This is a genomic window from Winogradskyella thalassocola, assembly GCF_900099995.1.
In the GTDB taxonomy this organism is placed as follows: Bacteria; Bacteroidota; Bacteroidia; order Flavobacteriales; family Flavobacteriaceae; genus Winogradskyella; species Winogradskyella thalassocola.
This window is the reverse complement of sequence record NZ_FNCZ01000007.1, coordinates 42793-67806: the sequence shown is the minus strand read 5'-3', so window position 1 is coordinate 67806 and position 25014 is coordinate 42793. Positions and strand designations below refer to the sequence as shown.

The following is a 25014-nucleotide window of genomic DNA, read 5'->3' as shown; positions in this document are numbered from 1 at the left end:
ACTTAAAGTTTATGCGTTCACTGTTTATGAGGTTATTAAAACTTATTGGACATATCGCAATCATTTTAATTTTAACAATAATCACGCAAATTGGAGGTATTATTTGGCTTCTTACTATTATTATTTCTTATAAAATCAAAAAGGGAAAACGTATTGTTTTCCCTTTACTTTACTTGCTATTTAACCTTGTTATCATTCCGCCAATTGCTACTCATTTTGGAAGAGAAAAATTACCATGGTTTGATAAGCATTTAAAACCTCGAAATTGGTTTTACCCCTTAGCTTTTAGGAATTATGTGAATTCCAATTTGAAAAGCGAATTAGAAAACTCAGCTCACGTTTTATCTTCTTCAGGTATTGCAATTACCTATTTAGATGCTAATTTCCCTTTTATTGATGGCTTTCCCTTATTGCCGCATTTAAGTCATAATGACGGTAAAAAGATAGATTTATCTTTTATGTATTTAGATCACAATGGCATTTCAACATCTAACAAACCTTCAATCTCTGGTTATGGTGTTTATGCTAATACCGATAAAAATTACACCTCTAAATCTTGTATAGATAAAGGCAATTGGCAATATGATTTTACAAAGTATCTCACACTTGGAACGATTCATAAACTAAAACTAGATAAACCTAAAACAGCGCTTATAATTAAACAATTGCTTTCTGCGCCTTCAACTCAAAAGCTATTTATTGAGCCACACTTGAAACAATCACTCGGTTTAGGTCATGAATCTAAAATTCGATTTCACGGTTGTAAAGCGGTACGACACGATGACCATATCCATTATCAAATCAAATAAACTTTCAAAGATTATTGAAAGTTTAAAAATTATTATATATTTGTATTATGGAATATCAAGAAGCAAAAGAAAAATTTATTAGCACTTGGGGAAGTTTAGGCTCACTTTGGGGCATCAATAAAGCGATGGCGCAGATACAAGCCTTACTTTTTATTTCCACGCAGCCTTTGTCTATGGAAGACATTATGGAAGATCTTAAAATTTCACGTGGTAATACCAGTATGAATTTAAGACAATTGATGGATTGGGGCATTGTAACCAAAGTATTAGTTTCTGGTGAACGTAAAGAGTTTTTTACCACGGAAAAAGACGTACAAGAATTAGCCCGCATCGTCGCCAAAGAACGCAGCCGAAGAGAAATTAGACCTGTGATTAAAGTTCTTGAAGAGGTCTCTACAATAAAAGATGATGGCACTGAAAAAACAAAAGAGCTTATTAAACAAACCAAAGCTTTAAATCAATTAACGCAAGATTTAGATACTTTAATGAATAAGATGGTGAATCAAAAGCAAAATTGGTTAACAAAGTCGGTTTTAAAACTGATGAAGTAGCCGTATATTTTTTTAATATAAACTTTCAATTTTTTCTGAAAGTTTAAAAACAAAAGAAACATGAAATATTTTAACGCTATTAACAAATCGCTAATCATTACAATGCCATTTCCCCTATTACATTTTTGTATCACTTATAAAATTAAATTATCATGAATAATAAACTCAAAACAAACGTCGGCAAGATTACTTTTTCATGGAAAAAATGCATTTGGTTATATTTAATGATACTACCAACATTTTTTATAGAATTCTCTAAAATAACTATCGAAGATATTGGACTTAACATTATATTATTATTTCTAACGGTTGGAATAGGTCATTCTGTTGGCTTGCATAGAGGTATTATTCATAAATCTTATAAGACTTCTAAATTTTTCAAAAACCTAAGTCTTTACCTATTTGTTTTAACTGGACTCGGCAGTCCCATAAGTTGGCTAAAACAACACTATTACAGGGACTACTGGCAAAACAGAAAAGATTGTCCAAAATACTTTCAGTACAACCATTCATTATCTACAGATTACTGGTGGAATCTTCATTTATCATTTGAACCAAACAACATCAACAGATATCATATTCCTAAAGTAGATTTAAATGATCCGATGATGAGGTGGTTAAATAAAACATGGTATTTGCACTACATAATCTTCATGCTAATACTTTCCATTTTTATTGGAATAAATAGTATGCTAATAGCAACATGTTTAAGAACATCAATAATTATTTTAGGGCATTGGTATATTGGTTATGCTTCGCACAAATACGGCTATTCAAGATATACAATTCAAAATGCCGACGAAAGCGGATTTAATGATGTGATCTTAGGATTAATTTCTTTTGGAGAAGGGTTTCACAATAATCATCACTCTCACCCCACTTCTGCGAAATTTTCAATGAAATGGTATGAAATAGATTTTGGCTGGTCGATTATATGGCTATTATCTAAAGCCAAAATAATAACAGAGGTAAAAAGTCAAAGAGGGAACCTGAAGTCAACTGCCATACTTCACAAAACCTTAAACTGGAAACTACCTAGAATTTAATTTCATAATCTCAACTATCATGAACACACAAGCACTACCTATAAACAGCTATTCTGAAAAAAACAAAATAGAAATGATAGATTTCTATAACGAAGCCTCAGAAGATTACGAATTTTGGAGTCAAGATTTTAACATGCATTTCGGTTATTATGCACCGTTTAAAACTAATCCTTTTAAACGCGACAGCATGCTTAACCAAATGAACGCTCAGGTTATAAAAAGACTTCAAATAAAAGATGAAAAACATAGACTCATTGATTTAGGTTGTGGTATGGGCGGCACAATGCGCTATGCCTTAAAGCAACATCAAAATTTAATCACTTATGGAGTCACACTTTCTGATTTTCAAGTGAAACATGGCAATGATTTATTACAAGGAAAAAATGGTATTATTCTAAAAGAAAACTATAACCACACCTCTTTTCAATCTCATTCCTTTGATTCGGCTGTAGCCATAGAAAGCTTTTGCCATTCCGGACATGGTGTAAAATCATTAAAAGAAGCTTATCGAATTTTAAAACCCGGTGGCACATTAGTCATCGCTGATGCCTTCTTAAAAAAAGAACAATCAGAACTTTGCAAAGGAGCCCATTACGCATATAATCGTTTATGCAACCATTGGAGCCTCGAAAAACTAGAAACTCATACTTTTATAAAACAAAAGTTACACGACTTAGGGTTCATAAATATTAAAATTGAAGACACCTCACATAGCGTCGCCCCTTCTGTATTACATGTTCCATTTGCGATTACAGGATTTATTCTAAAAAAATTACTAAGTTTTAAATCTATAAAAAGAGAAAGCCTGCATAATTTGAAGGGTTCATTCTTCGCATTATTAACAGGATTGCACATTAAAAGTTTTGGGTATTATATAATTAGTGCAACAAAAAATGAAGGCTAATATAAATCTCACGCTAATAAGGTTTAACGTTTATAACTAAATTATATCTCGAATTTTTAACCTATTTTTGAACCAGCAATGAAATTGAACGATGCCTAAGCATACAATAGACCCAAATAATTGGGTGAAATTATATTCAGATTACCTCTTCAATTATACGATTACTCGTGTTAATGATAGAGAAATCGCACAAGATTTAATATCTGAAACTTTTTTAGCCGGTCTTAAATCCATGAAAAACTTTAAGGGTGAAGCTAGCGAACGAACTTGGCTAATTTCAATATTAAAGCGAAAAATCATAGATCATTACCGTAAAATAAATTCTAATAAAGGTAAAGCCGAAGTTAGAATGACTTACAACAATGATACAGATACTGAAGGAGATTGGCTAGAAGAACGCGTGGCAGACTCTACTGTTAAAACTGCTGAAGACGCTTTGGTAAATTCAGAATTAGGCGATGCTATCTACGATTGTTTAGGAAAATTACCAGAAAAACAAGCTGACGTTTTTAAAATGAAAACCATTTTAGGTTATGATACAGAAACCATTTGTAATGATTTGGATATTACTGCGTCTAACCTATGGGTTATTATACACAGAGCACGAACTGCATTAGCAGAATGTATGCAAGATAATTGGTATAAATAATATTCCGTTTACAAGGACATTTAAGATGAAAAAAAGTTTTTTATTTATAAGCTGTGATGAAGCAAAACATATTTGTGATAAAGTACAATATGATGAGGCTTCTGCTTGGGAACAATTCAAATTAAGATTACGTCTTGTGTATTGCCACATTACAAAGAAGTATTCTAAAAATAACACCAAACTATCTCAAACGATTGAAGAATCAAAAGTTCAGTGTCTTAAAACTGAAGAACTCAGTAAGCTTCAATCAGAATTTGATAAAGAATTAGCCAAGCAACAACAAGATTAATAGCCAAACAATAGGCAAACTTTCTACCCAAAACGCACTATAATATTTTGATTGATTTTTGTTTGAAAAGAGCAGAAATAACAGCGTGATAAACGTAATTGTTAGTGTTGCAATTATAGATTCTTCTATTAATTCATCTTTAAAAAATTCTAATATCAAAAAAACAACTAGAAGTATAACACCAATAATTTTAGTTTTTACAACACCTATTTTCTGAGGAATCGTAGCCAATTTTAGACTATCAAAATTTAGATCCCTAATTTCAAATGGTAGCATTAATACAAGTACATAACTAAATCGTTGAATACTTGTAATCATCATATCTGAATTAATTAAAACATTGTGATTCACTATTGGTAAAATCACAGTTGTAAACATCCAAATCAGAGCAATAAGATATATTTTCAACCCACTGACTTGGCGTAAATTCTTATGGTCATCAAATAAATAACGTTTTGGAACCATAATAGGAATGGCATAAAAAAATGTAATAATACCAAGAATTAGAATGAGTATTAACGTTTCTGTTTCAAGCTTCAACACATAATAGCACATAGCTAAAAAAGCTATAAAAGAAAATACTTGTATGGCCTTTAACCAACTTGCCAAACTGCGATGATGAAACTTAACGACTCCAAAATATTTCACAAAATTATACCCCGTTATTGATGCAAAAAACACAAAACATAGTAGGTATTTATCATAATCTAAATTGAGCTCAATTAATGTTACCCATACCAAGGAATAAGCGGCAATGGCGACATGAATACTACTATTCAAATAAAAGTTAAAGATGCGTTTTAAAACTTCCATAACGCAAAAGTAAGGATTGTGTTAATAACCTCTGATATCGGTTAAAAACTTTAGTTTTCATTAACTAAAAAATTAGGCTAAATCCGTACTTTTGCAGAACTAAATAAATTATTTTTCTTAATGGATACAACTTCTTTTGCACTCAGACATATTGGCCCAAATTCAGACGAACAACAAGCCATGTTAGACACTATAGGTGTTAAAAATATTGAACAATTAATAACGGAAACCATTCCAGATAACATTCGCCTAGAAAAAGATTTAAATCTTGATGCTGCGCTGAGTGAGCAAGAATACCTTACTCATATCAACCAACTATCGCAACATAACAAAATATACAAAACCTATATCGGCTTAGGCTATTACCCAACTAATTTACCAGCTGTTATTCAACGTAATGTATTAGAAAATCCAGGTTGGTACACAGCCTACACACCTTATCAAGCTGAAATTGCACAAGGTCGATTAGAAGCTTTGTTAAATTTCCAAACCATGATTATTGATTTAACGGGTATGGAAATCGCTAATGCCTCTCTTTTAGACGAAAGTACGGCTGCTGCTGAAGCTATGGGATTATTGTTTGCCATTAGAGATCGTGGGCAAAAGAAAGCAAATGTCAATAAATTCTTTGTTTCAGATTTAGTATTACCACAAACTATAGACTTACTTGAAACTAGAGCAAACCCTATCGGAATTGAATTAATCATAGGAAACGAAGCAGACTATAACCTGTCTAATGAATACTTTGGTGCCTTACTTCAATACCCTGGTAAAAATGGACAGATTACAGATATTAAATCATTTATTGAAAAAGCAAATGCTGAAAATATCAAAGTCGCTGTTGCTGCAGATATTTTAAGTTTAGTGAAACTTGAAGCTCCTGGTGAATTTGGAGCTGATGTTGTTGTTGGTACTACACAACGTTTCGGAATTCCGATGGGTTATGGTGGTCCTCATGCGGCTTATTTCGCAACAAAAGACGCTTATAAACGTGATATCCCTGGTCGTATAATAGGGGTTACAAAAGACTCTAATGGTAATAGAGCTTTGCGAATGGCATTGCAAACCAGAGAACAACATATTAAACGCGATAAAGCAACCTCAAATATTTGTACAGCGCAAGTTCTATTAGCTGTTATGGCAGGTATGTACGCGGTATATCACGGTCCAAAAGGCCTAACTTTTATCGCAGACAAAGTTAAAAACTCTACCTCTACCCTAGCTCTTGCTTTAGAGAAGTTAGGATTAGAACAAGTAAACTCACATTACTTTGACACTATTCAAATAAAAGCGGATGCTGTTAAAGTAAAATATGAAGCTGAGAAAAATGAAGTTAATTTTCATTATCCAGATACCAATACGGTAACTATTTCTATAAATGAAACTACTAACGTTTCAGACATTAATGAAATTATTTCAATTTTTGAAACTGTTACAGGAAAGACTACAGATAAAATTGAGGCTGTTTCACATTTAAAAACCATTCCAGATCACTTAAAACGTCAATCAGAGTTCTTAACATTTGATGTTTTTAATACCTATCATTCTGAAACGGAATTAATGCGTTATATAAAACGTTTAGAACGAAAAGATTTAGCATTAAACCATTCTATGATTTCGTTAGGATCTTGTACCATGAAATTAAATGCAGCAGCAGAAATGTTACCATTAAGTTGGCCAAATTGGGGAAGCATGCATCCGTTTGTACCAACTGAGCAAGCTACGGGTTACAAATTAATGCTTAAAGAATTAGAAAATCAGTTATCAGAAATTACTGGTTTCGCAGCGACATCGCTTCAGCCAAATTCTGGTGCTCAAGGAGAATTTGCCGGATTGATGGTTATTAAAGCGTATCACGAATCTCGTGGAGATCATCATAGAAATATTTGTTTAATACCTTCGTCGGCACACGGTACAAATCCTGCGAGTGCTGTTATGGCTGGCATGAAAGTGGTTGTCACTAAAGCATCAGAAAACGGAAACATCGATGTCGAGGATTTAAGAGAAAAAGCAGAATTACATAAAGATAATCTTTCTGCTATAATGGTTACTTACCCATCAACCCATGGTGTTTATGAAGCTTCTATAAAAGAAATCACAAAGATCATTCACGATAACGGTGGCCAAGTTTATATGGATGGCGCCAACATGAATGCGCAAGTTGGATTAACCAATCCAGGAAATATCGGAGCCGATGTTTGCCACTTAAATTTACACAAAACCTTTGCGATTCCTCATGGAGGTGGTGGACCAGGAGTTGGGCCAATTTGTGTTGCCAAACAATTAGTACCATTTTTACCAGGAAACCCAATTATAAAAACTGGAGGTCATCAAGCTATTACGGCTATTTCAGGAGCACCTTTTGGATCTGCATTAGTATGTCTTATTTCTTATGGTTATATAAAAATGTTAGGCTATAGAGGTTTGAAAAAAGCAACCGAAATTGCCATTCTAAATGCCAACTATATTAAGGAGCGTTTAAGCGGATCTTACCCAACCTTATACTCTGGTGAAATGGGAAGAGCTGCACATGAAATGATTATTGATTGTCGTGATTTTAAAGCCAATGGTATAGAAGTAACCGACATTGCAAAGCGTTTAATGGATTATGGTTTTCATGCACCTACTGTGTCATTCCCTGTTGCAGGAACCATGATGATTGAACCTACTGAAAGCGAAAGTAAAGCGGAAATGGATCGTTTTTGTGATGCTATGATTTCAATTCGAAAAGAAATTGATGCCTCTTCAAAAGACGAATCTAATAACATGTTGAAAAATGCACCTCATACCTTAGGTATGCTTACCGCTGATGAATGGTCATTACCATATAGCAGAGAGGCTGCAGCATTTCCATTAGATTTTGTGAGAGACAATAAATTTTGGCCAAGTGTGAGGCGTGTCGATGATGCCTATGGAGACCGTAATTTAATATGTAGTTGCGCTCCAATTGAAGCTTATATGGATGCTTAGTTTTAATCGATAACTATTTAAAAAAAAGTATTCAATTTGAATACTTTTTTTTGGTTTTTATAAATTATAGATGACTATAATTATGAATTCTTTAAAAATTATTGCTTTAGAACTGTAAATTATAAAAATGTATATATTATTAGTTAGTTTCGTAACTATGAAAACAATTAGCGATGGCAATTAAAATAACAGGTACAGGGAGTTATATCCCTAATACTATCGAAAAAAATGAAGATTTTTATAATCATCAGTTTTTAAATGCTGATGGTTCTTCTATCAATAGCCCAAATGAAATTATTGTAGAAAAATTTAAAGCTATTACAGGTATACAAGAACGACGTTATATTGAAGATAATCTCTTAAATTCTGATATTGCATTTTTTGCTGCTCAAAAAGCTATAGAAAGTGCAAAAATAGACAAAGAGAGTATCGACTATATCATTGTAGCTCATAATTACGGTGATGTTAAGTACAATGCCGAACAAAGCGATACTGTACCGAGTATTGCGTCTCGTGTAAAGCATTTATTGCAAATTAAAAATCCAAAATGTGTCGGGTACGATTTATTATTCGGATGTCCAGGTTGGATAGAAGGTGTTATACAAGCCAATGCATTTATAGCTTCTGGCATTGCTAAGCGCTGTTTGGTTATTGGCTCAGAAACCTTATCTAGAGTTATAGATAAGTACGATAGGGATTCTATGATTTATAGTGATGGAGCTGGCGCCGTAATCGTTGAGGAAACACATGAAGAAGGCGGTATTTTAGCACATGAATCTGCAACCTACGCTTTGGACGAAGCGCATTTTATTTACTTCGGAGAAACCAATAACCCTGAAATTACAGATAAGCGTCGGTACATTAAAATGTATGGCCGTAAGATTTATGAATTTGCATTGTCTAACGTTCCAAAAGCATTAAAAGCTTGTCTTGATAAAAGCGGAGTTTCGATTACAGATGTCAAAAAAATATTGATTCATCAGGCCAATGAAAAAATGGATGAGGCTATTATAAAACGGTTTTACAAACTTCATCAAATGGAAATGCCTGAAGGTATTATGCCGATGACGATTAATAGGCTTGGTAATTCTAGTGTAGCAACGGTACCGACTTTATTCGATATGATTTTAAAAGGTCAAGTAAAAGACCAAGAAATAAACAAAGGGGATATTATTATGTTTGCCAGTGTTGGCGCTGGTATGAATATAAATGCTATTGTATATAAATATTGATTTGAAACCCATTTATGTACGAAAAAACATATCCAAATAAACGGTTTAAACTCACGCTTCAGTTTTTACAAAAACACATCAACACATCAGAATCCATTTTGGATTTAGGGGTTAAAAATCCCTTTTCTGAAATTATGATTTCTGAAGGATTTTCTGTTGAAAATACAACTGGAGAAGATTTGGATGAAAATCAATCGGCAATTGAAACGTCTTCTGCAGAAGTTGTAACGGCTTTTGAAATTTTCGAACATTTATTTTCACCTTATGAAATTTTAAAATCTATTAAAGCCAATAAACTAGTAATAAGTGTGCCTTTAAAATTATGGTTTGCTCCTGCATATCGGAGTAAAACTGATATGCGCGATAGACATTATCATGAGTTTGAAGATTGGCAACTCGATTGGCTATTAGAAAAAACAGGTTGGACCATTAAAGACAGACAACAATGGACTAATCCTGTGAATAAATTAGGCATTAGACCTATTTTAAGACGGTTTACGCCGCGTTACTACATTGTATATGCAGAAAGAGTTTAACTTTGAAAAAACAGCTTTCAATTTTGAACTTTTATATTATCATTCCGGCTCACAACGAAGAAGATTACATTGGTAAAACTTTAGGCTCTTTAGTACAACAAAAAGTGCTGCCTAAAGCTTTAGTTGTTGTAAATGATAATTCAACCGACGCTACTCAAAACATTGTTGAAGATTACGTTTCAAAACATCCTTGGATCTCCTTATTAAATTCAAAATCATCAGATAAACATTTACCTGGTTCTAAAATTATTAATGCTTTTAATAAGGGCTTAGCCTCACTTGACGATGATTACGACATTATCTGTAAGTTTGATGCTGATTTAATTTTTCCTAAAAATTATTTAGAACAGTTAGCCTATCATTTCAATTCGAATAAAAACTTAGGTATGGCTTCTGGTTTCTGTTATATTGAAAAGCAAAACGAATGGATTCTCGAAAACCTAACGAATAAAGATCATATTAGAGGCGCTTTAAAAGCGTATAAAAAAGATTGCTTTAAACAAATAGGACAACTCAAACCTTCTATGGGATGGGATACGGTAGATGAATTATTAGCGAAATATAATGGTTGGCAAATTCTTACTGATGAAACACTTCATGTAAAACACTTAAAACCCACAGGACTATCTTACAATAAAGCCTCTAAGTATTTACAAGGTGAAGCTATGTATAAAATGCGCTATGGCTTTTGGATCACCTTAATCTCTGCTTTAAAATTAGCATCGAAAAAAGGAAGTTTTAAATTATTTAAAGATTATATGTCTGGCTATTTTAAAGCTAAATCTAATAAATTAGAATTTTTAGTTTCTAATGAAGAAGGTCAATTCATTAGAGACTTACGCTGGGATGGAATAAAGCGGAAATTTCTAAAATAAAAATCCCAATTTTACCAATAAGTTATTGCTTTTTGAATTAGAGATTCCTGCCTTCGCAGGAATTGGTTAAAAACTCCAGCTTTTATAACTGCTTGATGCTTCTAATTTATTTTCGATACTATCTTCTAATTCAGGAAAAAAGTCAATTCCTGTTAAAGCTTCAACCTCATCAACTGAAACCACAAACTTATACAATGGTAAATCGGAATCTTCGTGATTCACTATAAACGCAAGTACTTTTATTTTTCCGTTTGTGTTGTCTAAAATAATTTTGTAAAATTGATTTGGAACGGAGACATCTTCATCACCAATAGTTTTTAATCCATTTTTAAGAACACCACCAGTCACCACAAAAATACCATCGTTCTTTTTAGCCCAATAGCGCACTTTCTGTTCTAAACGATTCCAAACACCTGCATTAAATTTATGCTCTTGTGGACTAATATTACTTGTTAAGAAGGTTTCATCATGTGCCTCTTGCGTAAATCGTCTATCACCAGCAGGACACAAATGCCCTTTGTCGTAACCCGACTTTTTATAATTACGCCAATGTGCTGCACCTGTTTTTACGGCATTATCAATTTCAAAATAAGGTCGTTTATGGTTTATAGAACTTATATGTGATGCCTTCAATTCATATGCCACCCACTCTGCTTGTTCATGAGGCTCACTATACGATAAAGAATAGTTTTTATGATGTATGATTTGATTAGTAGTGCTAGTCGGTAAAAAATACTCGTTAGTATTTTCTTTTAAAGTCGCACCTTCATTTACAATCTCGGTTTTCGCGTTAGACTCTAAAAAATAATCATAGCTGTATATACCAATCACTATAATTACTGCAATGATTGTAAAAATTGGTTTTCTTTTCAAAATATTAAATTAATCAATCACAAATCCTAAAGGTTGACCTGTTGCTCCATTAGGAAAACTAATACCTAATAAAGCTGAAATTGTAGGTGCAATATCTGGAATCACCGTTTTGTTAAACGTTTGACCATGCTTAATACCTTTTCCAAAAAATAATAATGGCACATGTGTGTCATAGTTTAAACCACTACCGTGTGTTGATCCTGTTTTACCATAAGAAATAAAAGAGGTATCATTTACCAATATCACATCACCTGAACGTTTTTGATTAAAGCCGTTTTGCAACAAATCTTCTATTCCTCCGAAAAAACCTGTTGAACCCATTGTTGTTGCCGTATACACTTTAGAAACATTAAGGTAGCTTAATTGCTCCATAGCAATAGCATCTTGCACATCGCTAAGCTTTAACCCTAATTCCTTAACCTTATTTCTGTCTAAAAATATTTGATTGTTACTAATATTCTCTACAATAGATTCAGAACCATAAGTCGCTTTTAAAAAGGTATTAAATTTCTCTTTTCTATCCTTATTATTTACATATCCTGCAGGCACTTTTAACGACCCTAAATATGACGGCACGTCTATTGCGCCATGATCTGCTGTTAAAAAGACTGTGTATTCTCCTTTTCCCACTGTTGTATCTAAATAATCAAATAAACGTTCCAAATCTTTATCTAAACGCAAATAGGTGTCTTGAACTTCCTTTGAGTTGACTCCGAAGTTATGCCCCACATAATCCGTCGCTGAAAAGCTTACCGCTAAAACATCCGTAATTTGATCTTGTCCTAAACCTTCCGCTTCAATTGCAGCCATTGCAAAATCTGCTGTTAAGCTATTCCCATAAGGCGTTGCTTTTAAAATATCGTAACCTCTGTTATCTTTACTTAATGCTTTTAAATCATAAGGAAATGTCGCTTTTTCTTTTCCTTTAAAACCACCTTCAAAGGTGTTTTCATCAACTCCACTTTCTGTGTATGTCGAAATATCATATAATGTATTCCATTCTTTCAAATAAGATTCCGCATGTGTTGATGCATTAAAATTCAATACCCATTGTGGTAACTCAGTCATGTAATGAGAACTTGAAATCCAACGCCCTTCATCTCTTCCATGAAACCAATACGCTGCGTTTGCCGTATGACCTGCTGGCAGAATTGCTCCTCTATCTTTTAACGAAATACCAATTGTTTTCCCTTGGCCTTGCGTAAATAACCTATTCTCATCAGCAAAAGTTGTGGTCTGCATTCTATGCGGTGACATTTTGCCTGCATCATCTTCAGTTCCTACAGATTGTGCATCGTCATCTCCAGCGCAGTACACCATTTCCTTTGTTTCTTTATCGTACCAATTATTTCCAATTATACCATGAATTTTCGGTGTGGTTCCTGTATAAACAGAAGCATGACCAGGACCTGTATAAGTTGGCACATAATTAAAATGATTATTTTTACAATTGAAGCCTTCGTTTATCATACGGTTGAATCCACCATCTCCAAATTTAGATTCAAATCGGGTTAAGTAATCGTAACGCATTTGATCTACGACGATTCCAACAACAAGCTTTGGTCTTTCAGTAGTTTCTAAAACCGAAATTTCCTTTTTTATATCAGTAGTTGTATTTTGTGCACCACAAGAGGAGAACATAAATAAAACAACAATTAAAGAGAAGATATTTTTCATTTGAATTTGATGTTATTATGAGTCTCAAAAATACAATTTTTAAATTATCTTAGTTTAAATTAACATTAATAACTAATCATTTTTTATACTTTAGCATTAATGAAAACACCCATAACTTATCTACATAATATAGGCACCTATTTTATAATGATTAAGGATATTTTTCGCAGGCCAACGAAATGGTCCGTGATGAGACCTTTAATTTTAAAAGATATTGATGATCTTATTATTGGTTCACTCGGCATTGTTGCCTTTATTTCGTTTTTTGTCGGAGGAGTTGTAGCTATACAAACCTCATTGAATATGACGAGCCCTTTAATGCCAAAATACTTGGTAGGCTTTGCAACGCGTCAATCTATAATTTTAGAATTCGCGCCGACTTTTATTTCCATAATTATGGCTGGTAAAGTGGGGTCATTCATTACATCGAGTATTGGAACTATGCGTGTTACTGAGCAAATTGATGCTTTGGAAGTAATGGGAATCAATGCCATTAACTATTTAGTATTTCCTAAATTTATTGCTTTAACCCTATACCCATTTGTAATCTCTATTGCTATGTTTTTAGGCATATTAGGTGGACTTATGGCTTGTGTTTATGGTGGTTATGGTACTATGGAAGATTATGTAGAAGGAGTCCAATTAGATTTTATTCCTTTTCATTTTATATACGCTTTTATAAAAACCTTTGTGTTTGCTTTTTTATTAGCAACTATACCATCATATTATGGCTACTTTATGAAAGGTGGTGCATTAGAAGTTGGAAAAGCAAGTACAACCTCTTTTGTTTGGACTAGTGTATTGATAATACTTGTCAACTTTTTACTAACCAGTATATTACTCGGCTAATTATGATAGAAGTTAAAGACTTAAAGAAATCATTTGGTGATACCCAAATTTTAAAAGGTATAACGACATCTTTTGAAAAAGGAAAAACGAATTTAGTTATTGGTCAAAGTGGTTCGGGTAAAACGGTATTCTTAAAATGTCTGCTAGGATTGTTTGAATATGAAAGTGGCTCTATTTCTTATGAAGGCAAAAATTTCAGCAAATTATCACGAGATGAAAAAACCAATTTACGTTCAGAAATGGGAATGGTTTTTCAAGGTAGTGCCTTGTTTGACTCTATGACTATCGCAGAAAATGTAATGTTTCCGTTACGTATGTTTACAAAACAAAGTAAAAGTGAAATGGAAGATCGGGTTGATGAAGTTTTAAAACGTGTCAATCTAGATGATGCTCACAAAAAAATGCCAAGCGAAGCTTCTGGTGGTATGCAAAAACGTGTGGCTATCGCTAGAGCCATCGTTAACAGACCAAAATATCTATTTTGTGATGAACCAAATTCTGGTCTAGACCCTAGAACAGCAATAATTATTGATAATCTAATTCAAGAAATTACCGAAGAGTTCAATATCACAACAGTGGTCAACACACATGATATGAACTCTGTTATGGAAATAGGCGAAAAAATCGTTTTTCTAAAAAACGGTTTATTAGAATGGGAAGGTTCTAGTGAAACAATATTTAGAACCGACAACGAAGCTGTAACCAACTTTGTCTATTCTTCTGAGTTATTTAGAAAAGTACGTAAAATGTATCTTGAAGAAAGTGACTAATTCTTAGTTACGCTTAATAAATACGGTATCTACTTTCAATTCATTTTTCAACCACTTTTGCAAATTACGTTCTTTTACGTAAACCATGCTATCTGGTAATTGAACTTTCCATCTTACATTTGCTACCGTTATAGTATCGATATTTATAAAATCCTTTGATTCTAACATTTTAGCATATCCGAAATACTCTAAATCACTAAATTTAATCTTAGCGTTACGAGAGAGCGAACTAAACGATATAGCATTCTGATCGGTGCTTTTAGACTCTATAACTTTATTTAAATTAGAGATATTAGCTTGTAGTTCCTCTATTTGTTTTTGCAAGCCATCAATAACATTATCTTTTCTATCTAGATCGGCATAAGCCCTATCTAATGATTCCATTAAACGGTCTGCGCTTCTGGTTTTATTGGCATTTATTATTAATTCAAAATCTTTAATGCTTTCGTATTTAAGTATATCGTTTTGTAAAGCGGAAACCATTTCATCACTTACATCTCCATTAAAATGCAAACGAATTATTTTATTATCTGAATCTAAATCATCATCCTTTCGCTGTAGCCAAAGGTTGTCATTATTTTCAATATCACTTTTAACAAAACTCTCAAAATCTCTTTTATACTTACTTTCTTGCAGCACTGTTAAAAACGTCCAAATTGCAGGAAGCATAACTACCACAGCAACTAGCATTGCAAACCTAGAAGTTCGTTTTCGCTTAGCCGAATTGGCATATTTAAGCATTGGAAAACGCAACAACTTTAATACTAAAAATGTCGCTAAGGCAATAAAAATGGTATTTATCGTAAATAAATACATGGCTCCTCCAAAATACTCCCAATTCCCTATAGCAAGTCCATAACCAGCAGTACACAACGGAGGCATTAAGGCTGTTGCAATAGCAACACCAAATATAACTGAGGCAATAGTTCCTTTTTTAGTTCGCGCAATGATTAAAGCCAAACCTCCAAAAAACGCAATAAGCACATCACGAATATCAGGACGTGTTCTACCCAATAGTTCCGATGTATCCGCACTTAATGGAAACAACCAGAAGAATAAAAATGCGGTTAATAAACTTAGCACAATCATAATGGCTAAATTAATAAGCGATTTTCTTAAGGTATCAATATCATTAATCGCGATTGAAAGACCAACACCTAAAATCGGTCCCATTAATGGCGAAATTAACATGGCACCAATCACAACAGCTGTAGAGTTAGCATTAAGACCAATAGAAGCCACAAAAATAGAACAGACCAAAATCCAAGCCGTTGCTCCTTTAAAGGGAATATCGGCTTTTATGGCTGTAATCGTAGCATCTCTATCCGTATCATCTCTAAAATCGAGCAGCTCGCTTAAAAATGTCTTTATACTAGCAAATAAACCTTGAGCATCTTTTTTTACAGCTGCTTTTTTTTCTTCAACTGCAGCTTCCTTATTCATCTCATTGGTAATTTGCTGCTGCTCTTCCTCAGAAAAGTTAAATTTATTTTCGTCACTCATAGTTTACCCGTATTCTTCCCCAAAAGTGGCTTTCACATTTTGAAGTACTTTTTTAATATCTTGTTCTTTTGCCTTAGGAAAGATAAGTAAAACTTCGTCTTTATCAACAATTATGTAATCTTTTAGTCCATCGACAACAACAATTTTATTCGCCTTAGAACGAATCATATTCCCATGAGCATCTTCTAATAACGTTTTGGCATTAACTACCGCATTATCATTGTCATCTTTATCTAACTTATCATATAAACTTCCCCATGTCCCTAGGTCATTCCAATCGAAGGTTGCAGGAATCACATAGACATTATCACTCTTTTCCATAAGGGCATAATCTACAGATATGTTTTCTGCCTTCTCGTAATTATCACGAATGAAATCGTCTTCAAATTCTGTATTGTAAACGCTGTAACCACTTTCAAATAATTGATACAATTTAGGTTGGTTATTTTTGAATGCCGAAATAACGGATTTAGCACTCCACATAAAAATTCCAGCATTCCATAAGAAGTTTCCTTGACTTATAAAAGACTTTGCTGTTTCATAATTTGGCTTCTCTCTAAATTGGTTGACTTGCTTAATTTCAGTCGTTGCCGATTTATCATATTCAATATACCCATAACCTGTATTAGGAAATGTTGGCGTAATTCCCAAAGTCATTAAAGCATCGTTAGATTCGCAATAATCAAAAGCCGTTTTTACATTATTAGAAAAAGCCTCTTCATCTTCAATCCAATGATCACTTGGTGCTACAATCATTACTGCATCTTCATTTTCTTTCTGAATTTTTAAGGCTGCATATAAGATACAAGGAGCTGTATTACGCATGGCTGGTTCTAAAACCACTTGACGTTTGGTAACGTTTGGTAATTGTTCAAAAACAAGATCATTATAACTCTCGTTAGTTAATATAAAAATATTCTCTTCTGGAATTAACTGCGCTAAGCGATGAAATGTTTTTTGTATTAAAGTATCACCAGTACCAAGCATATCGTGAAACTGCTTTGGAAAATCTTGTGTACTTACAGGCCAAAATCTTGATCCAACTCCTCCTGCCATTAAAATGGCGTAATAATTTTTATTCTTCATTCTTCTAATAATTCAACTTCTGCATTGGGATTAAACAAATATAATTTACCCGAATTAATTTCTACACATTCGTAGCGCTTTCTTCTTTTATTTCCTTTTTTAAACACTCTACCGTTATAAAGCTTAAAGGTTGTATTCAAAGGTACTTCAAAAACATAGGTCTTATCGTTACTTTCGTCAAATTGCTTTAAGGCATAGGCGAGCTGCGTATCTGTATCGCTAGACGCTTTTGGATTTTTAAAATGATTAGCTAATAATGGCAATAATTCTAAGGGAAAAATTTCCGGCCTTAAAAACGGCAACATTAAATGCTGAAAGGTATGCTTCCACTCTTTTCCATGCGGCTTAATAAATCTTCCGTATGTTTTATAGGCTTCAAAATGTGCTATTTCGTGAATTAATGTTATTAAAAACCGATATACATTTAAATTAGAATTTATCGTAATCTGATGTTTCCCATTTGGTAATTCTCTATAATCTCCGTGTCGCGTTTTACGCTCATTTTTCACTTTTACGACCAAATGATCAATAGCTAAAAGCTCTGTAATCATTGGTTGCGCCGCAGTAGGAATAAAATTTAAAAGCTTTATTTGCATTACTGCAAAAATAAGCGTTAAATTATTACTTTTTAAGTCTTTTTCTAATCAAAATGAACGCTACAATTCCTATTATTATAAATGGCCAAACATACACTATACCAATAAAAAACAATTTCAAAATATCCCAACCTGAAGTAAACCCGTCTTTAATTTCTGATAAAAACGTTTTTTTATAATGCTCTGGTTCTTCTTTATATTCTACCGTTTCATATAAATCAATCTGAATTGTACTGAAGGCCACTTTATTGGTTAAATATTTTAATTGCCCTTGACGCGATTCAATTTCCTCTTGAATACGTTGTAATTTTTCTTCAACACCTAATAAGTCTTCAACACTTTTTGCTTTTGTTCTAAGAATAGATTCGTAGCGCTCCTTAACCTCTAATTTTGTTTTCAATCTAGCTTCCACATCTATAAATTCGGAAGTCACATCTTTAGTGGTTATATTTTCATATTCAATAAATTCGGCAACACTGCTTATAGAATCCATAATAACGTCAAAATCTTTAGAAGGTACTTTTAAAGTGAATCGGTTTTCTTTCTTATAAAGATTATTCTCGAAGCGTAAATCTGAGATATAAGAATTGTATGCTTCAGTAATACGTTTGACGCGTTCTGTGGCTATTTTTACATCTTTAACTTTGTACCTAACATTTGCAGATTTAATGATTTTTAAATGTTTTAATTCTAATTTAGGGGTCTCAGTAGTTATGTCATCGGTTTCAACGGCTTCGAATTCGGTGACAACATCAACACTTTTTAAAGCAAAATTATCAGACGATTCTGAATGATTACATGCCACTAATAATACCGCTAGCACACATAAGTTTAATACTCTTTTTAATGATTTACGTTTCATAATTCTTTATTTTTAAGATTTAAAACCAAATCTATATTGAAACACTGATCAGCAATTGTAAAGCCGTTGTAAAACACTTGTAAAGGGTGTACAATATTGAAAAAGAAGCACTAAAGCAAATTAACTATTGATTTCTAACGACTTAGAATTATTTATTTATCTTAAAGAATTGGTTATAAAAACCTTTCTGAAACGACATAATGCTTCTAAGTCTGTAAAAGATTGGAGTGGAAATGACATTGTAGTGTTTCAAGAAGATTTATTTGAACGTGTAAAAACACGTGTCAGCGAAAAATGGTTTTATACCTATTTTAAAAACGATGCTGATAAACTACCTAGGGTAGATATGCTTAATTTACTGAGCACTTATGTTGGATTTAAAAACTGGTCTGATTTTAAAACTGCAAACAGCAAAGTCACCAAACAAAAATCTAAAGCCTTACAATTTTATCTATTACCGATTGTACTATTTACAATTTTAGTAGCTTTTTGGTTCACCAATAGAAGTCATACCTATACCATCTGTTTTATCGATGACATTAAAGGGCAACCGATAAATTCAATTCGTTTGGATATTAAAATTCTGAATATTGAAGAAACTCCAATCTATATAAAATCTGATGACAACGGTTGTTTTACGTATACGACAGATGCTGACTATATAACGTTTGTTGTACAATCTCCTTATCATAAAACGGATACCATTGTTAAATCGATAAAAAATATAGACAATGGCAAAGTCAAACTAAATACAGATGATTATGCTTTAATGCTTGATTATTACTCTAGCAAAAACCTTGTTGACTGGAAAGCACATAAAGCAAATCTCGAAAAGATCTTTTCTAATGATGCTTTAATTTATCAAATTTTCCCAAATAATATAGGTATCGAATTATACACAAAACATGAATTCATTTCTAAACTCACAACACCAACGCAAAGTTTAAAACAAATGAAGATTCTTAGCAAAACCTACACTGATGGTAAAATTGTGAAACTTAAATTTATTGTAGAATGAAACGCTATTTAACCATTTTGGTTTTAATCTTATGTAGTTGCAATAATAGCAATGAAAAATCTATTGAGCATTCTGAAATGGAACGTCTAGAACTCGATGACGCCATGACATTAGCTATAGAAAAACCTTACTTCACTGAACTGTCGATTATTGAAGAAAAACTACAAGACAGTTATGACTTGGTTTACTTATCCGAAAAAAATAAAGATTTTCAAACAGCTCTACAATCAAGCTCTTTAATTATTCAGAATTTAATTCTAGATAGCTTAAACAGTCAAAATTCTCCAACTATAACTGATGTAAATCGAATAGGACACATAGAAACTATAAATGATTCTACAGAACATATTAATTTTAGTTATACTTTAAAACAGCATAATTCTGTAAAAATAGATTCGTTAAAAGCCATCATAAAAAAACATAATCTTACAATTGAAGGGCAAACCAAGACCGCAATAAAAATTGAATTTACAAGCTACAAGGATTAATTATTAACTACAATCATTTTAGAATTTGCATTTACCTTCAATAAATACAAACCTGTCTCTGCAGAAGTTAACTTTATAGTTGTTGTATTTGTAAGCGCATCATATCGCCTGTTTTGTATTTCAATTTTTCGACCTCTCATATCATATACAGCAATAACATCATTAGTATTTGTATTTGAGATATTTAGCTCTCTATTTGTTGTTGGATTAGGGTACACGCCTATTTTTGCAGCCACCTCATCGACATGTAATATCTCTCCTTCAAAATAAGGCACTGCAAAACTAAATGTGTCTTCAGCTACAACTTGACCAATAAATCGTCCAGGAATATCATCTGCCGGAGGATGGATTCCACCCCAAATACGACTTAAACTCGTTTGATCTGAAGCATCTCTATAGGTTGCCCATTGTAAAACAACATCTTGTGATGGTCCTTCTTCAAATACTAAAAACTCATTCTTTTTTGCTACAAATTCACCTATACCTCCAGGGAAGTATTCATCACCAGTAATCATGGTTATTAGTTCTGCTGCCGCTCTAGAATACGTAGAATGACCAGATACAAAGCCTGCAAATGGGGGTGTTACAAATGTTGGTCTTTGATAGGGATACCAATTTTCGGCTAATATCCACCCAACTCCTGCTTGGTCAGTTTCTGTATTACTAATATAGTCATGACCTTTCCATGTATACACCTTTATTTTCCCAACATCTAGGTTTAAAAAACCAGCTAAGGGATCCTCTTCATCAACGACTTCAATATAACCGTCAATTAACTCTATTCCAGAAACACTATAATTAATTAAGGATGGATCTGTGCTTTGTCCCTGTTCTGCCATATATCGAAGTGCAGATATAGGTCTAATATAATCATACCATCCTTTGATGCTCCATGCAGAAATCGCTGCATCGTGCATACCTCCGCCTAGTATGAAATAAGATTTAACATCCCATTCTAATGGGTCTAGAATTTCGCCCTCACCTTTAAAACGCTTTTCAAATGCTTGATGGTCACTAACATAATTTAAGAGTGAAAACCAATGACCTGGTGGAGTTTCCGAATCTGGACCATCTGCCCAAAACTCTGCTAAAACCCTAGTATAATCACCACGAGGCACAATATTTGCCTCGTAAGGATTACCTGTATACGGATTTATAGCATGGCCATTACTATTTGACCCTCCCTCTGTAAAATTGTAAAAATCTGGATAGTCATCATAACTTGTTGGAAATGTGCTAATATCTACATTACCTATTGAACTTGGTGAAATATCCCACATAACATTATCGCTAGGATCTAAATGCGATTGCCAAACAGATACCATTGAAAAACCCCATTTATAGGCTTCACTTTCTGAAGTGTTTTCTGTCGTACTAATATAAGGCGGATTTGAAGGATCATGATACACATTAAATAGATTCCCATCTCTTTCATAAGTCGTCCTATCTTCATCTGTTAATGCAAAAGAAGATACATTTCCCCATTCTGGGCTTAAAAACGGAGGCACACTACCATCTATAAGATTTCCACTCTGGTCAATATAGGTTTCTAAACTTAGTGGCTCCCACCTATTAGGATCGTTAATTGGAGGGTGATAAAATAAATCTAAAGCATAAGGTGCATTTACAGGCTCATAATAACCATTGTTATACCCTGTAGCCTCTCTTGACCCATCTTGTAGTCCATAATCTATTAACGTTTGTCCAACAAAATTACCTAAAGCTGCTGCTCTTCCATTCTCATATAACAAGGATGTATAGGTTGTATTATAGCCCAATTTGTCCATTATTAAATCGAATCTAGCTTGAGTAACTTCAATATTTGGAGAGTTTTGAAAACGATGCGTTAGCAAACGATACATAGCAAAACTAATCGCTTCTTTCTCGGAATCCTCTATACTCGCAGATGGACTAAAATCTTCCAACGTACTACTAAACCCATGCACGGTATTACCAATTAAATAAGGAGCAGCGACGTCATCATAAATTGCCCAAATATCATACATAGCCACACTTGAATGAAACAAATTTCTTGCATGAATAGTTGGCCTTGCATAATCGCGCCTAATAGCTTCTAGCAATGCCTCATTCCATAAACGCGCTATGGAGATGTCTTCGGGAAGGTTATCAATTCCTAAACTAACTTGAACCGATGTTGGTAAACTATTACATTGCTCACTAATTTCTATAACTGATATTGAACCAGATTCTTCTAAATGCCATTTTACCGTAATTGTATTTGTACCTTGACCACTTAATATTTCACCTCCAACAACCTGCCAATTTGCTATGGATTCGTTTCCAATATTACAAGTATAGACTTCAGTCTGTAAAAAAGATGACGATAAATTACCAATAATAGCATTGGATTCTAAATATGTACAAGAGTTATCTGGTAATGTAGCATCTGGATTATAACTACACGACAACGGATCTATACACCCATAAATCTTCTGACTTGGGATAATATTCAACACTTCATAGCCTTGCCCTTCAGTAGCTTTGATTGTCGTATCGGCATTTAAATCATTAAAGGTTTCAATTAAACCTGACGGCCATTTTATTTCTAAAGAGATAATATCAGTAACGTCACCTAAACCAAAATGAACAGCTTGCGAACTCTGGCTTAATACACCAACACCCGAATTATATCGTTTTAAACTTCCATTTTCAGTTGTTAGTGTGAGTGTTGTACCAATGGCATCTCGATTAGAAATTGTTCCTTCCAATTTAATTTTAAAGAAATGTACTTCAGTGTTTGTAATATCAAAACTTAATGTTTTGTTTTCGTATAAGTATGATGGTCTATCACTATTAGTCACAAATAAATCAATATCACCATCATTGTCATAATCCCAATCAATAACCTCAACGCTGGTAGCTACTTCATTTAATCCTAATTGAGATGACACATCCTCAAATTTGTCCTCACCTTGGACAAAACTACTTCTATAGTAGAAATTCGGTTCTGCATCTCTATTACCAAAATCAAAGCCATTAACTATAAATAAATCTTCATCACCATCTAAATCAAAATCCGAAAATTTAGCTCCCCAAGACCATCCCGTATTAAAAAAGTCAAAATCACTTACCCTTTCGGTAAACGTATTATCACCATTATTATGAAGAAAGAAATTTTGATCAATTGTTGTTATAAATATATCAAAATTACCATCGCTATTATAATCACTTATGGTAATTCCCATATCATCACCCATAGTATTAGCACCATAAGCTAAAGCACTATCTGTAAAGGTAGTACCATTATTATTTATATAAAGGTAATTAGCCTTACTTAAGTCATTTGTAACCAATAGATCCATAAATCCATCGTCATTAAAATCGAATGGTAATGCCGTGTAACTCGGTCTTCCAATACTAGTAAACAATCCCGTTAATACAGTAACATCTGTAAATGTATCATCACCATTATTTTTATAGAGTTGATTACTACCACACCCATTCCAATCATTAATATAAATATCTAAAAAACCATCGTTATTATAATCAAACCAAGTTGCACCCGTATATCGACATAGGTTTGTAGGCTGAAATCCTGCACTTGTGGTTATATTGGAAAACGTGCCGTTACCCATATTTTTCCACAATTGCACTTTTAGTGAATTGGTTAAAAATAAATCAGGATAGCCATCATTATTGAAATCTCCCCAAAATGCGCCACTTTTATTACCATCTAATCCAAAATACCCACTACCTCCTTCATCTTGAGACAATAAATTAATAAAACCAGCTACTTCTGTAACATCGGTAAAGGAGCCATCATTATTATTTTGGAATAAGCGACTTAAAGTTTTAGGACGACTTGGATCGTCCTTTGCCTTTGCTACAACAAAAATATCTAAATCATTATCACCGTCATAATCTGCTACTGCTACTCCATTATTCTCTTGAAGCACGCTTAATCCTACGGTGTTTTCTACATGATTAAAGACTTGAGCATAACCATTTTGAATTATAAAAATCACTATAAAACCAAGAATAACGGAAAGTTGTTTATTGTGTAGTTTTTTAATCATGTTAAAAATTTTTTATAAATATAAAAATAAGCATTAACATTCTATTAACTTTTACAACAATAACATATTACAGCATACTTTAAAACCTTAAAGTCGTTGATTAAAACGCTTATTAGGACTTATTTCTTAACAATACAAATCTTGAAATAACTAAAAAAACAAGCATAACGAAAAGACCATTAAACGTTGGCGCGAAAGTATTATCCAGATTTAAACTTCAACGATAAAGACGCTGAAATACCATTTAAAAAAGTTAATAAAGCTAACAAAATATCGAGAAACTAATAAAATCCAAAAAATACGATAAACATAAATAAAATTGACAACATGCAGAAACTTACCACCAAGCCCACAAATAACAGTAGTGTCTGTATCAACAATACCTCCTACGTTCTTCCGACTCACAATACTGTGAAGATGGTAAATATTCGTTTTTTTTTGACTCTATGTTTGTAAATGCATTAGATAATAAGGGTAGTAATGCCCAATTTAGAGGTCAAGATTTTGAGACAAATATTCGTTTCTTATGATAAGATATATTTCCTAAAATAGAAATAATTAAATGATCAAATAATGTTATA

General features: G+C 33.0%; 22 protein-coding genes. 14 read left to right on the top strand and 8 right to left on the bottom strand.

Going from position 1 to position 25014, the window contains the following annotated elements:
• The first annotated feature begins 11 nt into the window (after nucleotides 1–11).
• The 6 genes from BLT80_RS14885 to BLT80_RS14860 all read left to right on the top strand — a co-directional run bounded on the left by BLT80_RS14885 (nucleotide 12) and on the right by BLT80_RS14860 (nucleotide 4248).
• On the top strand, nucleotides 12–809 hold the full coding sequence (locus tag BLT80_RS14885; RefSeq protein ID WP_245710276.1) for a hypothetical protein: 798 nt from the start codon (nucleotides 12–14) through the stop codon (nucleotides 807–809).
• Between the two features lie 47 nt (nucleotides 810–856).
• Complete coding sequence (locus BLT80_RS14880) at nucleotides 857–1360, top strand: GbsR/MarR family transcriptional regulator (RefSeq protein WP_092469390.1); 504 nt, start codon at nucleotides 857–859, stop codon at nucleotides 1358–1360.
• A 152-nt stretch (nucleotides 1361–1512) separates the two neighbouring features.
• Nucleotides 1513–2406 (top strand): fatty acid desaturase, encoded by an 894-nt coding sequence (locus BLT80_RS14875; RefSeq protein WP_092469387.1) that lies wholly within the window; start codon nucleotides 1513–1515, stop codon nucleotides 2404–2406.
• 19 nt (nucleotides 2407–2425) lie between these two features.
• Nucleotides 2426–3310 (top strand): methyltransferase domain-containing protein, encoded by an 885-nt coding sequence (locus tag BLT80_RS14870; RefSeq protein WP_092469385.1) that lies wholly within the window; start codon nucleotides 2426–2428, stop codon nucleotides 3308–3310.
• Between the two features lie 91 nt (nucleotides 3311–3401).
• Nucleotides 3402–3959, top strand: coding sequence for a sigma-70 family RNA polymerase sigma factor (locus tag BLT80_RS14865; RefSeq protein ID WP_092469383.1), 558 nt, complete (start codon nucleotides 3402–3404; stop codon nucleotides 3957–3959).
• A gap of 25 nt (nucleotides 3960–3984) precedes the next feature.
• Nucleotides 3985–4248 (top strand): hypothetical protein, encoded by a 264-nt coding sequence (locus BLT80_RS14860; protein WP_092469381.1) that lies wholly within the window; start codon nucleotides 3985–3987, stop codon nucleotides 4246–4248.
• On the opposite strand, the gene BLT80_RS14855 is transcribed toward BLT80_RS14860, so the two are convergent.
• Nucleotides 4225–5061 (bottom strand): UbiA prenyltransferase family protein, encoded by an 837-nt coding sequence (locus BLT80_RS14855; RefSeq protein ID WP_092469379.1) that lies wholly within the window; start codon nucleotides 5059–5061, stop codon nucleotides 4225–4227. The genes BLT80_RS14860 and BLT80_RS14855 overlap by 24 nt on opposite strands.
• 120 nt (nucleotides 5062–5181) lie before the next feature.
• Between BLT80_RS14855 and gcvP the strand changes: the two genes are divergently transcribed.
• The 4 genes from gcvP to BLT80_RS14835 all read left to right on the top strand — a co-directional run bounded on the left by gcvP (nucleotide 5182) and on the right by BLT80_RS14835 (nucleotide 10674).
• Nucleotides 5182–8031, top strand: a complete 2850-nt coding sequence (gene gcvP, locus BLT80_RS14850; protein ID WP_092469377.1) for an aminomethyl-transferring glycine dehydrogenase — start codon at nucleotides 5182–5184, stop codon at nucleotides 8029–8031.
• A 173-nt stretch (nucleotides 8032–8204) separates the two neighbouring features.
• Nucleotides 8205–9263 carry a 3-oxoacyl-ACP synthase III family protein gene (locus BLT80_RS14845; RefSeq protein ID WP_092469375.1) on the top strand — a complete coding sequence of 353 codons (1059 nt, stop codon included), beginning with the start codon at nucleotides 8205–8207 and terminating at the stop codon, nucleotides 9261–9263.
• A 14-nt stretch (nucleotides 9264–9277) separates the two neighbouring features.
• Nucleotides 9278–9799 carry a class I SAM-dependent methyltransferase gene (locus BLT80_RS14840; protein ID WP_092469372.1) on the top strand — a complete coding sequence of 174 codons (522 nt, stop codon included), beginning with the start codon at nucleotides 9278–9280 and terminating at the stop codon, nucleotides 9797–9799.
• A gap of 23 nt (nucleotides 9800–9822) precedes the next feature.
• Nucleotides 9823–10674, top strand: coding sequence for a glycosyltransferase family 2 protein (locus tag BLT80_RS14835; RefSeq protein ID WP_092469671.1), 852 nt, complete (start codon nucleotides 9823–9825; stop codon nucleotides 10672–10674).
• 66 nt (nucleotides 10675–10740) lie between these two features.
• Here the strand turns inward: BLT80_RS14835 and BLT80_RS14830 are convergent, their stop codons facing one another.
• Complete coding sequence (locus tag BLT80_RS14830) at nucleotides 10741–11547, bottom strand: DNA/RNA non-specific endonuclease (RefSeq protein WP_092469370.1); 807 nt, start codon at nucleotides 11545–11547, stop codon at nucleotides 10741–10743.
• Nucleotides 11548–11556: 9 nt separating this feature from the next.
• Nucleotides 11557–13224, bottom strand: coding sequence for an alkaline phosphatase PafA (pafA, locus tag BLT80_RS14825; RefSeq protein WP_092469367.1), 1668 nt, complete (start codon nucleotides 13222–13224; stop codon nucleotides 11557–11559).
• 99 nt (nucleotides 13225–13323) lie between these two features.
• Between pafA and BLT80_RS14820 the strand changes: the two genes are divergently transcribed.
• Nucleotides 13324–14073, top strand: a complete 750-nt coding sequence (locus tag BLT80_RS14820) for an MlaE family ABC transporter permease (protein WP_092469364.1) — start codon at nucleotides 13324–13326, stop codon at nucleotides 14071–14073.
• Nucleotides 14074–14075: 2 nt separating this feature from the next.
• The gene (locus BLT80_RS14815; protein WP_092469361.1) at nucleotides 14076–14843 is read left to right on the top strand and encodes an ABC transporter ATP-binding protein; all 768 of its coding nucleotides are present in this window, start codon (nucleotides 14076–14078) and stop codon (nucleotides 14841–14843) included.
• A 3-nt stretch (nucleotides 14844–14846) separates the two neighbouring features.
• Here the strand turns inward: BLT80_RS14815 and BLT80_RS14810 are convergent, their stop codons facing one another.
• From BLT80_RS14810 to BLT80_RS14795, 4 genes are read right to left on the bottom strand one after another with little or no spacing between them, the layout of a single operon-like run.
• Entirely contained in the window at nucleotides 14847–16346 is a 1500-nt protein-coding gene (locus tag BLT80_RS14810) for a DUF389 domain-containing protein (protein WP_092469359.1), read from the bottom strand.
• A gap of 3 nt (nucleotides 16347–16349) precedes the next feature.
• Complete coding sequence (locus BLT80_RS14805; RefSeq protein ID WP_092469357.1) at nucleotides 16350–17432, bottom strand: mannose-1-phosphate guanylyltransferase; 1083 nt, start codon at nucleotides 17430–17432, stop codon at nucleotides 16350–16352.
• Nucleotides 17429–18028 (bottom strand): SprT-like domain-containing protein, encoded by a 600-nt coding sequence (locus tag BLT80_RS14800; RefSeq protein WP_092469355.1) that lies wholly within the window; start codon nucleotides 18026–18028, stop codon nucleotides 17429–17431. Before BLT80_RS14800 ends, BLT80_RS14805 begins: the two co-directional genes overlap by 4 nt.
• 25 nt (nucleotides 18029–18053) lie before the next feature.
• Nucleotides 18054–18890, bottom strand: coding sequence for a DUF4349 domain-containing protein (locus tag BLT80_RS14795; RefSeq protein WP_092469353.1), 837 nt, complete (start codon nucleotides 18888–18890; stop codon nucleotides 18054–18056).
• Between the two features lie 127 nt (nucleotides 18891–19017).
• Here BLT80_RS14795 and BLT80_RS14790 point away from each other — a divergent pair, with 127 nt between their 5' ends.
• Both BLT80_RS14790 and BLT80_RS14785 read left to right on the top strand, forming a co-directional pair.
• The gene (locus BLT80_RS14790) at nucleotides 19018–19908 is read left to right on the top strand and encodes a hypothetical protein (protein ID WP_092469351.1); all 891 of its coding nucleotides are present in this window, start codon (nucleotides 19018–19020) and stop codon (nucleotides 19906–19908) included.
• The gene (locus BLT80_RS14785) at nucleotides 19905–20396 is read left to right on the top strand and encodes a hypothetical protein (RefSeq protein WP_092469349.1); all 492 of its coding nucleotides are present in this window, start codon (nucleotides 19905–19907) and stop codon (nucleotides 20394–20396) included. Before BLT80_RS14790 ends, BLT80_RS14785 begins: the two co-directional genes overlap by 4 nt.
• Here the strand turns inward: BLT80_RS14785 and BLT80_RS14780 are convergent.
• Nucleotides 20393–24433 (bottom strand): FG-GAP-like repeat-containing protein, encoded by a 4041-nt coding sequence (locus BLT80_RS14780; RefSeq protein WP_092469347.1) that lies wholly within the window; start codon nucleotides 24431–24433, stop codon nucleotides 20393–20395. The two genes, BLT80_RS14785 and BLT80_RS14780, sit on opposite strands and share 4 nt — an antisense overlap.
• Nucleotides 24434–25014 lie beyond the last annotated feature (581 nt).

Excerpts from the sequence above, each read along its gene's own strand:
- BLT80_RS14885 (WP_245710276.1), top strand. The coding sequence starts at position 12 with ATGCGTTCACTGTTTATGAGGTTATTAAAACTTATTGGACATATCGCA.
- BLT80_RS14880 (WP_092469390.1), top strand. The coding sequence starts at position 857 with ATGGAATATCAAGAAGCAAAAGAAAAATTTATTAGCACTTGGGGAAGT.
- BLT80_RS14875 (WP_092469387.1), top strand. The coding sequence starts at position 1,513 with ATGAATAATAAACTCAAAACAAACGTCGGCAAGATTACTTTTTCATGG.
- BLT80_RS14870 (WP_092469385.1), top strand. The coding sequence starts at position 2,426 with ATGAACACACAAGCACTACCTATAAACAGCTATTCTGAAAAAAACAAA.
- BLT80_RS14865 (WP_092469383.1), top strand. The coding sequence starts at position 3,402 with ATGCCTAAGCATACAATAGACCCAAATAATTGGGTGAAATTATATTCA.
- BLT80_RS14860 (WP_092469381.1), top strand. The coding sequence starts at position 3,985 with ATGAAAAAAAGTTTTTTATTTATAAGCTGTGATGAAGCAAAACATATT.
- BLT80_RS14855 (WP_092469379.1), bottom strand. The coding sequence starts at position 5,061 with ATGGAAGTTTTAAAACGCATCTTTAACTTTTATTTGAATAGTAGTATT.
- gcvP (WP_092469377.1), top strand. The coding sequence starts at position 5,182 with ATGGATACAACTTCTTTTGCACTCAGACATATTGGCCCAAATTCAGAC.
- BLT80_RS14845 (WP_092469375.1), top strand. The coding sequence starts at position 8,205 with ATGGCAATTAAAATAACAGGTACAGGGAGTTATATCCCTAATACTATC.
- BLT80_RS14840 (WP_092469372.1), top strand. The coding sequence starts at position 9,278 with ATGTACGAAAAAACATATCCAAATAAACGGTTTAAACTCACGCTTCAG.
- pafA (WP_092469367.1), bottom strand. The coding sequence starts at position 13,224 with ATGAAAAATATCTTCTCTTTAATTGTTGTTTTATTTATGTTCTCCTCT.
- BLT80_RS14820 (WP_092469364.1), top strand. The coding sequence starts at position 13,324 with ATGAAAACACCCATAACTTATCTACATAATATAGGCACCTATTTTATA.
- BLT80_RS14815 (WP_092469361.1), top strand. The coding sequence starts at position 14,076 with ATGATAGAAGTTAAAGACTTAAAGAAATCATTTGGTGATACCCAAATT.
- BLT80_RS14810 (WP_092469359.1), bottom strand. The coding sequence starts at position 16,346 with ATGAGTGACGAAAATAAATTTAACTTTTCTGAGGAAGAGCAGCAGCAA.
- BLT80_RS14805 (WP_092469357.1), bottom strand. The coding sequence starts at position 17,432 with ATGAAGAATAAAAATTATTACGCCATTTTAATGGCAGGAGGAGTTGGA.
- BLT80_RS14800 (WP_092469355.1), bottom strand. The coding sequence starts at position 18,028 with ATGCAAATAAAGCTTTTAAATTTTATTCCTACTGCGGCGCAACCAATG.
- BLT80_RS14795 (WP_092469353.1), bottom strand. The coding sequence starts at position 18,890 with ATGAAACGTAAATCATTAAAAAGAGTATTAAACTTATGTGTGCTAGCG.
- BLT80_RS14785 (WP_092469349.1), top strand. The coding sequence starts at position 19,905 with ATGAAACGCTATTTAACCATTTTGGTTTTAATCTTATGTAGTTGCAAT.
- BLT80_RS14780 (WP_092469347.1), bottom strand. The coding sequence starts at position 24,433 with ATGATTAAAAAACTACACAATAAACAACTTTCCGTTATTCTTGGTTTT.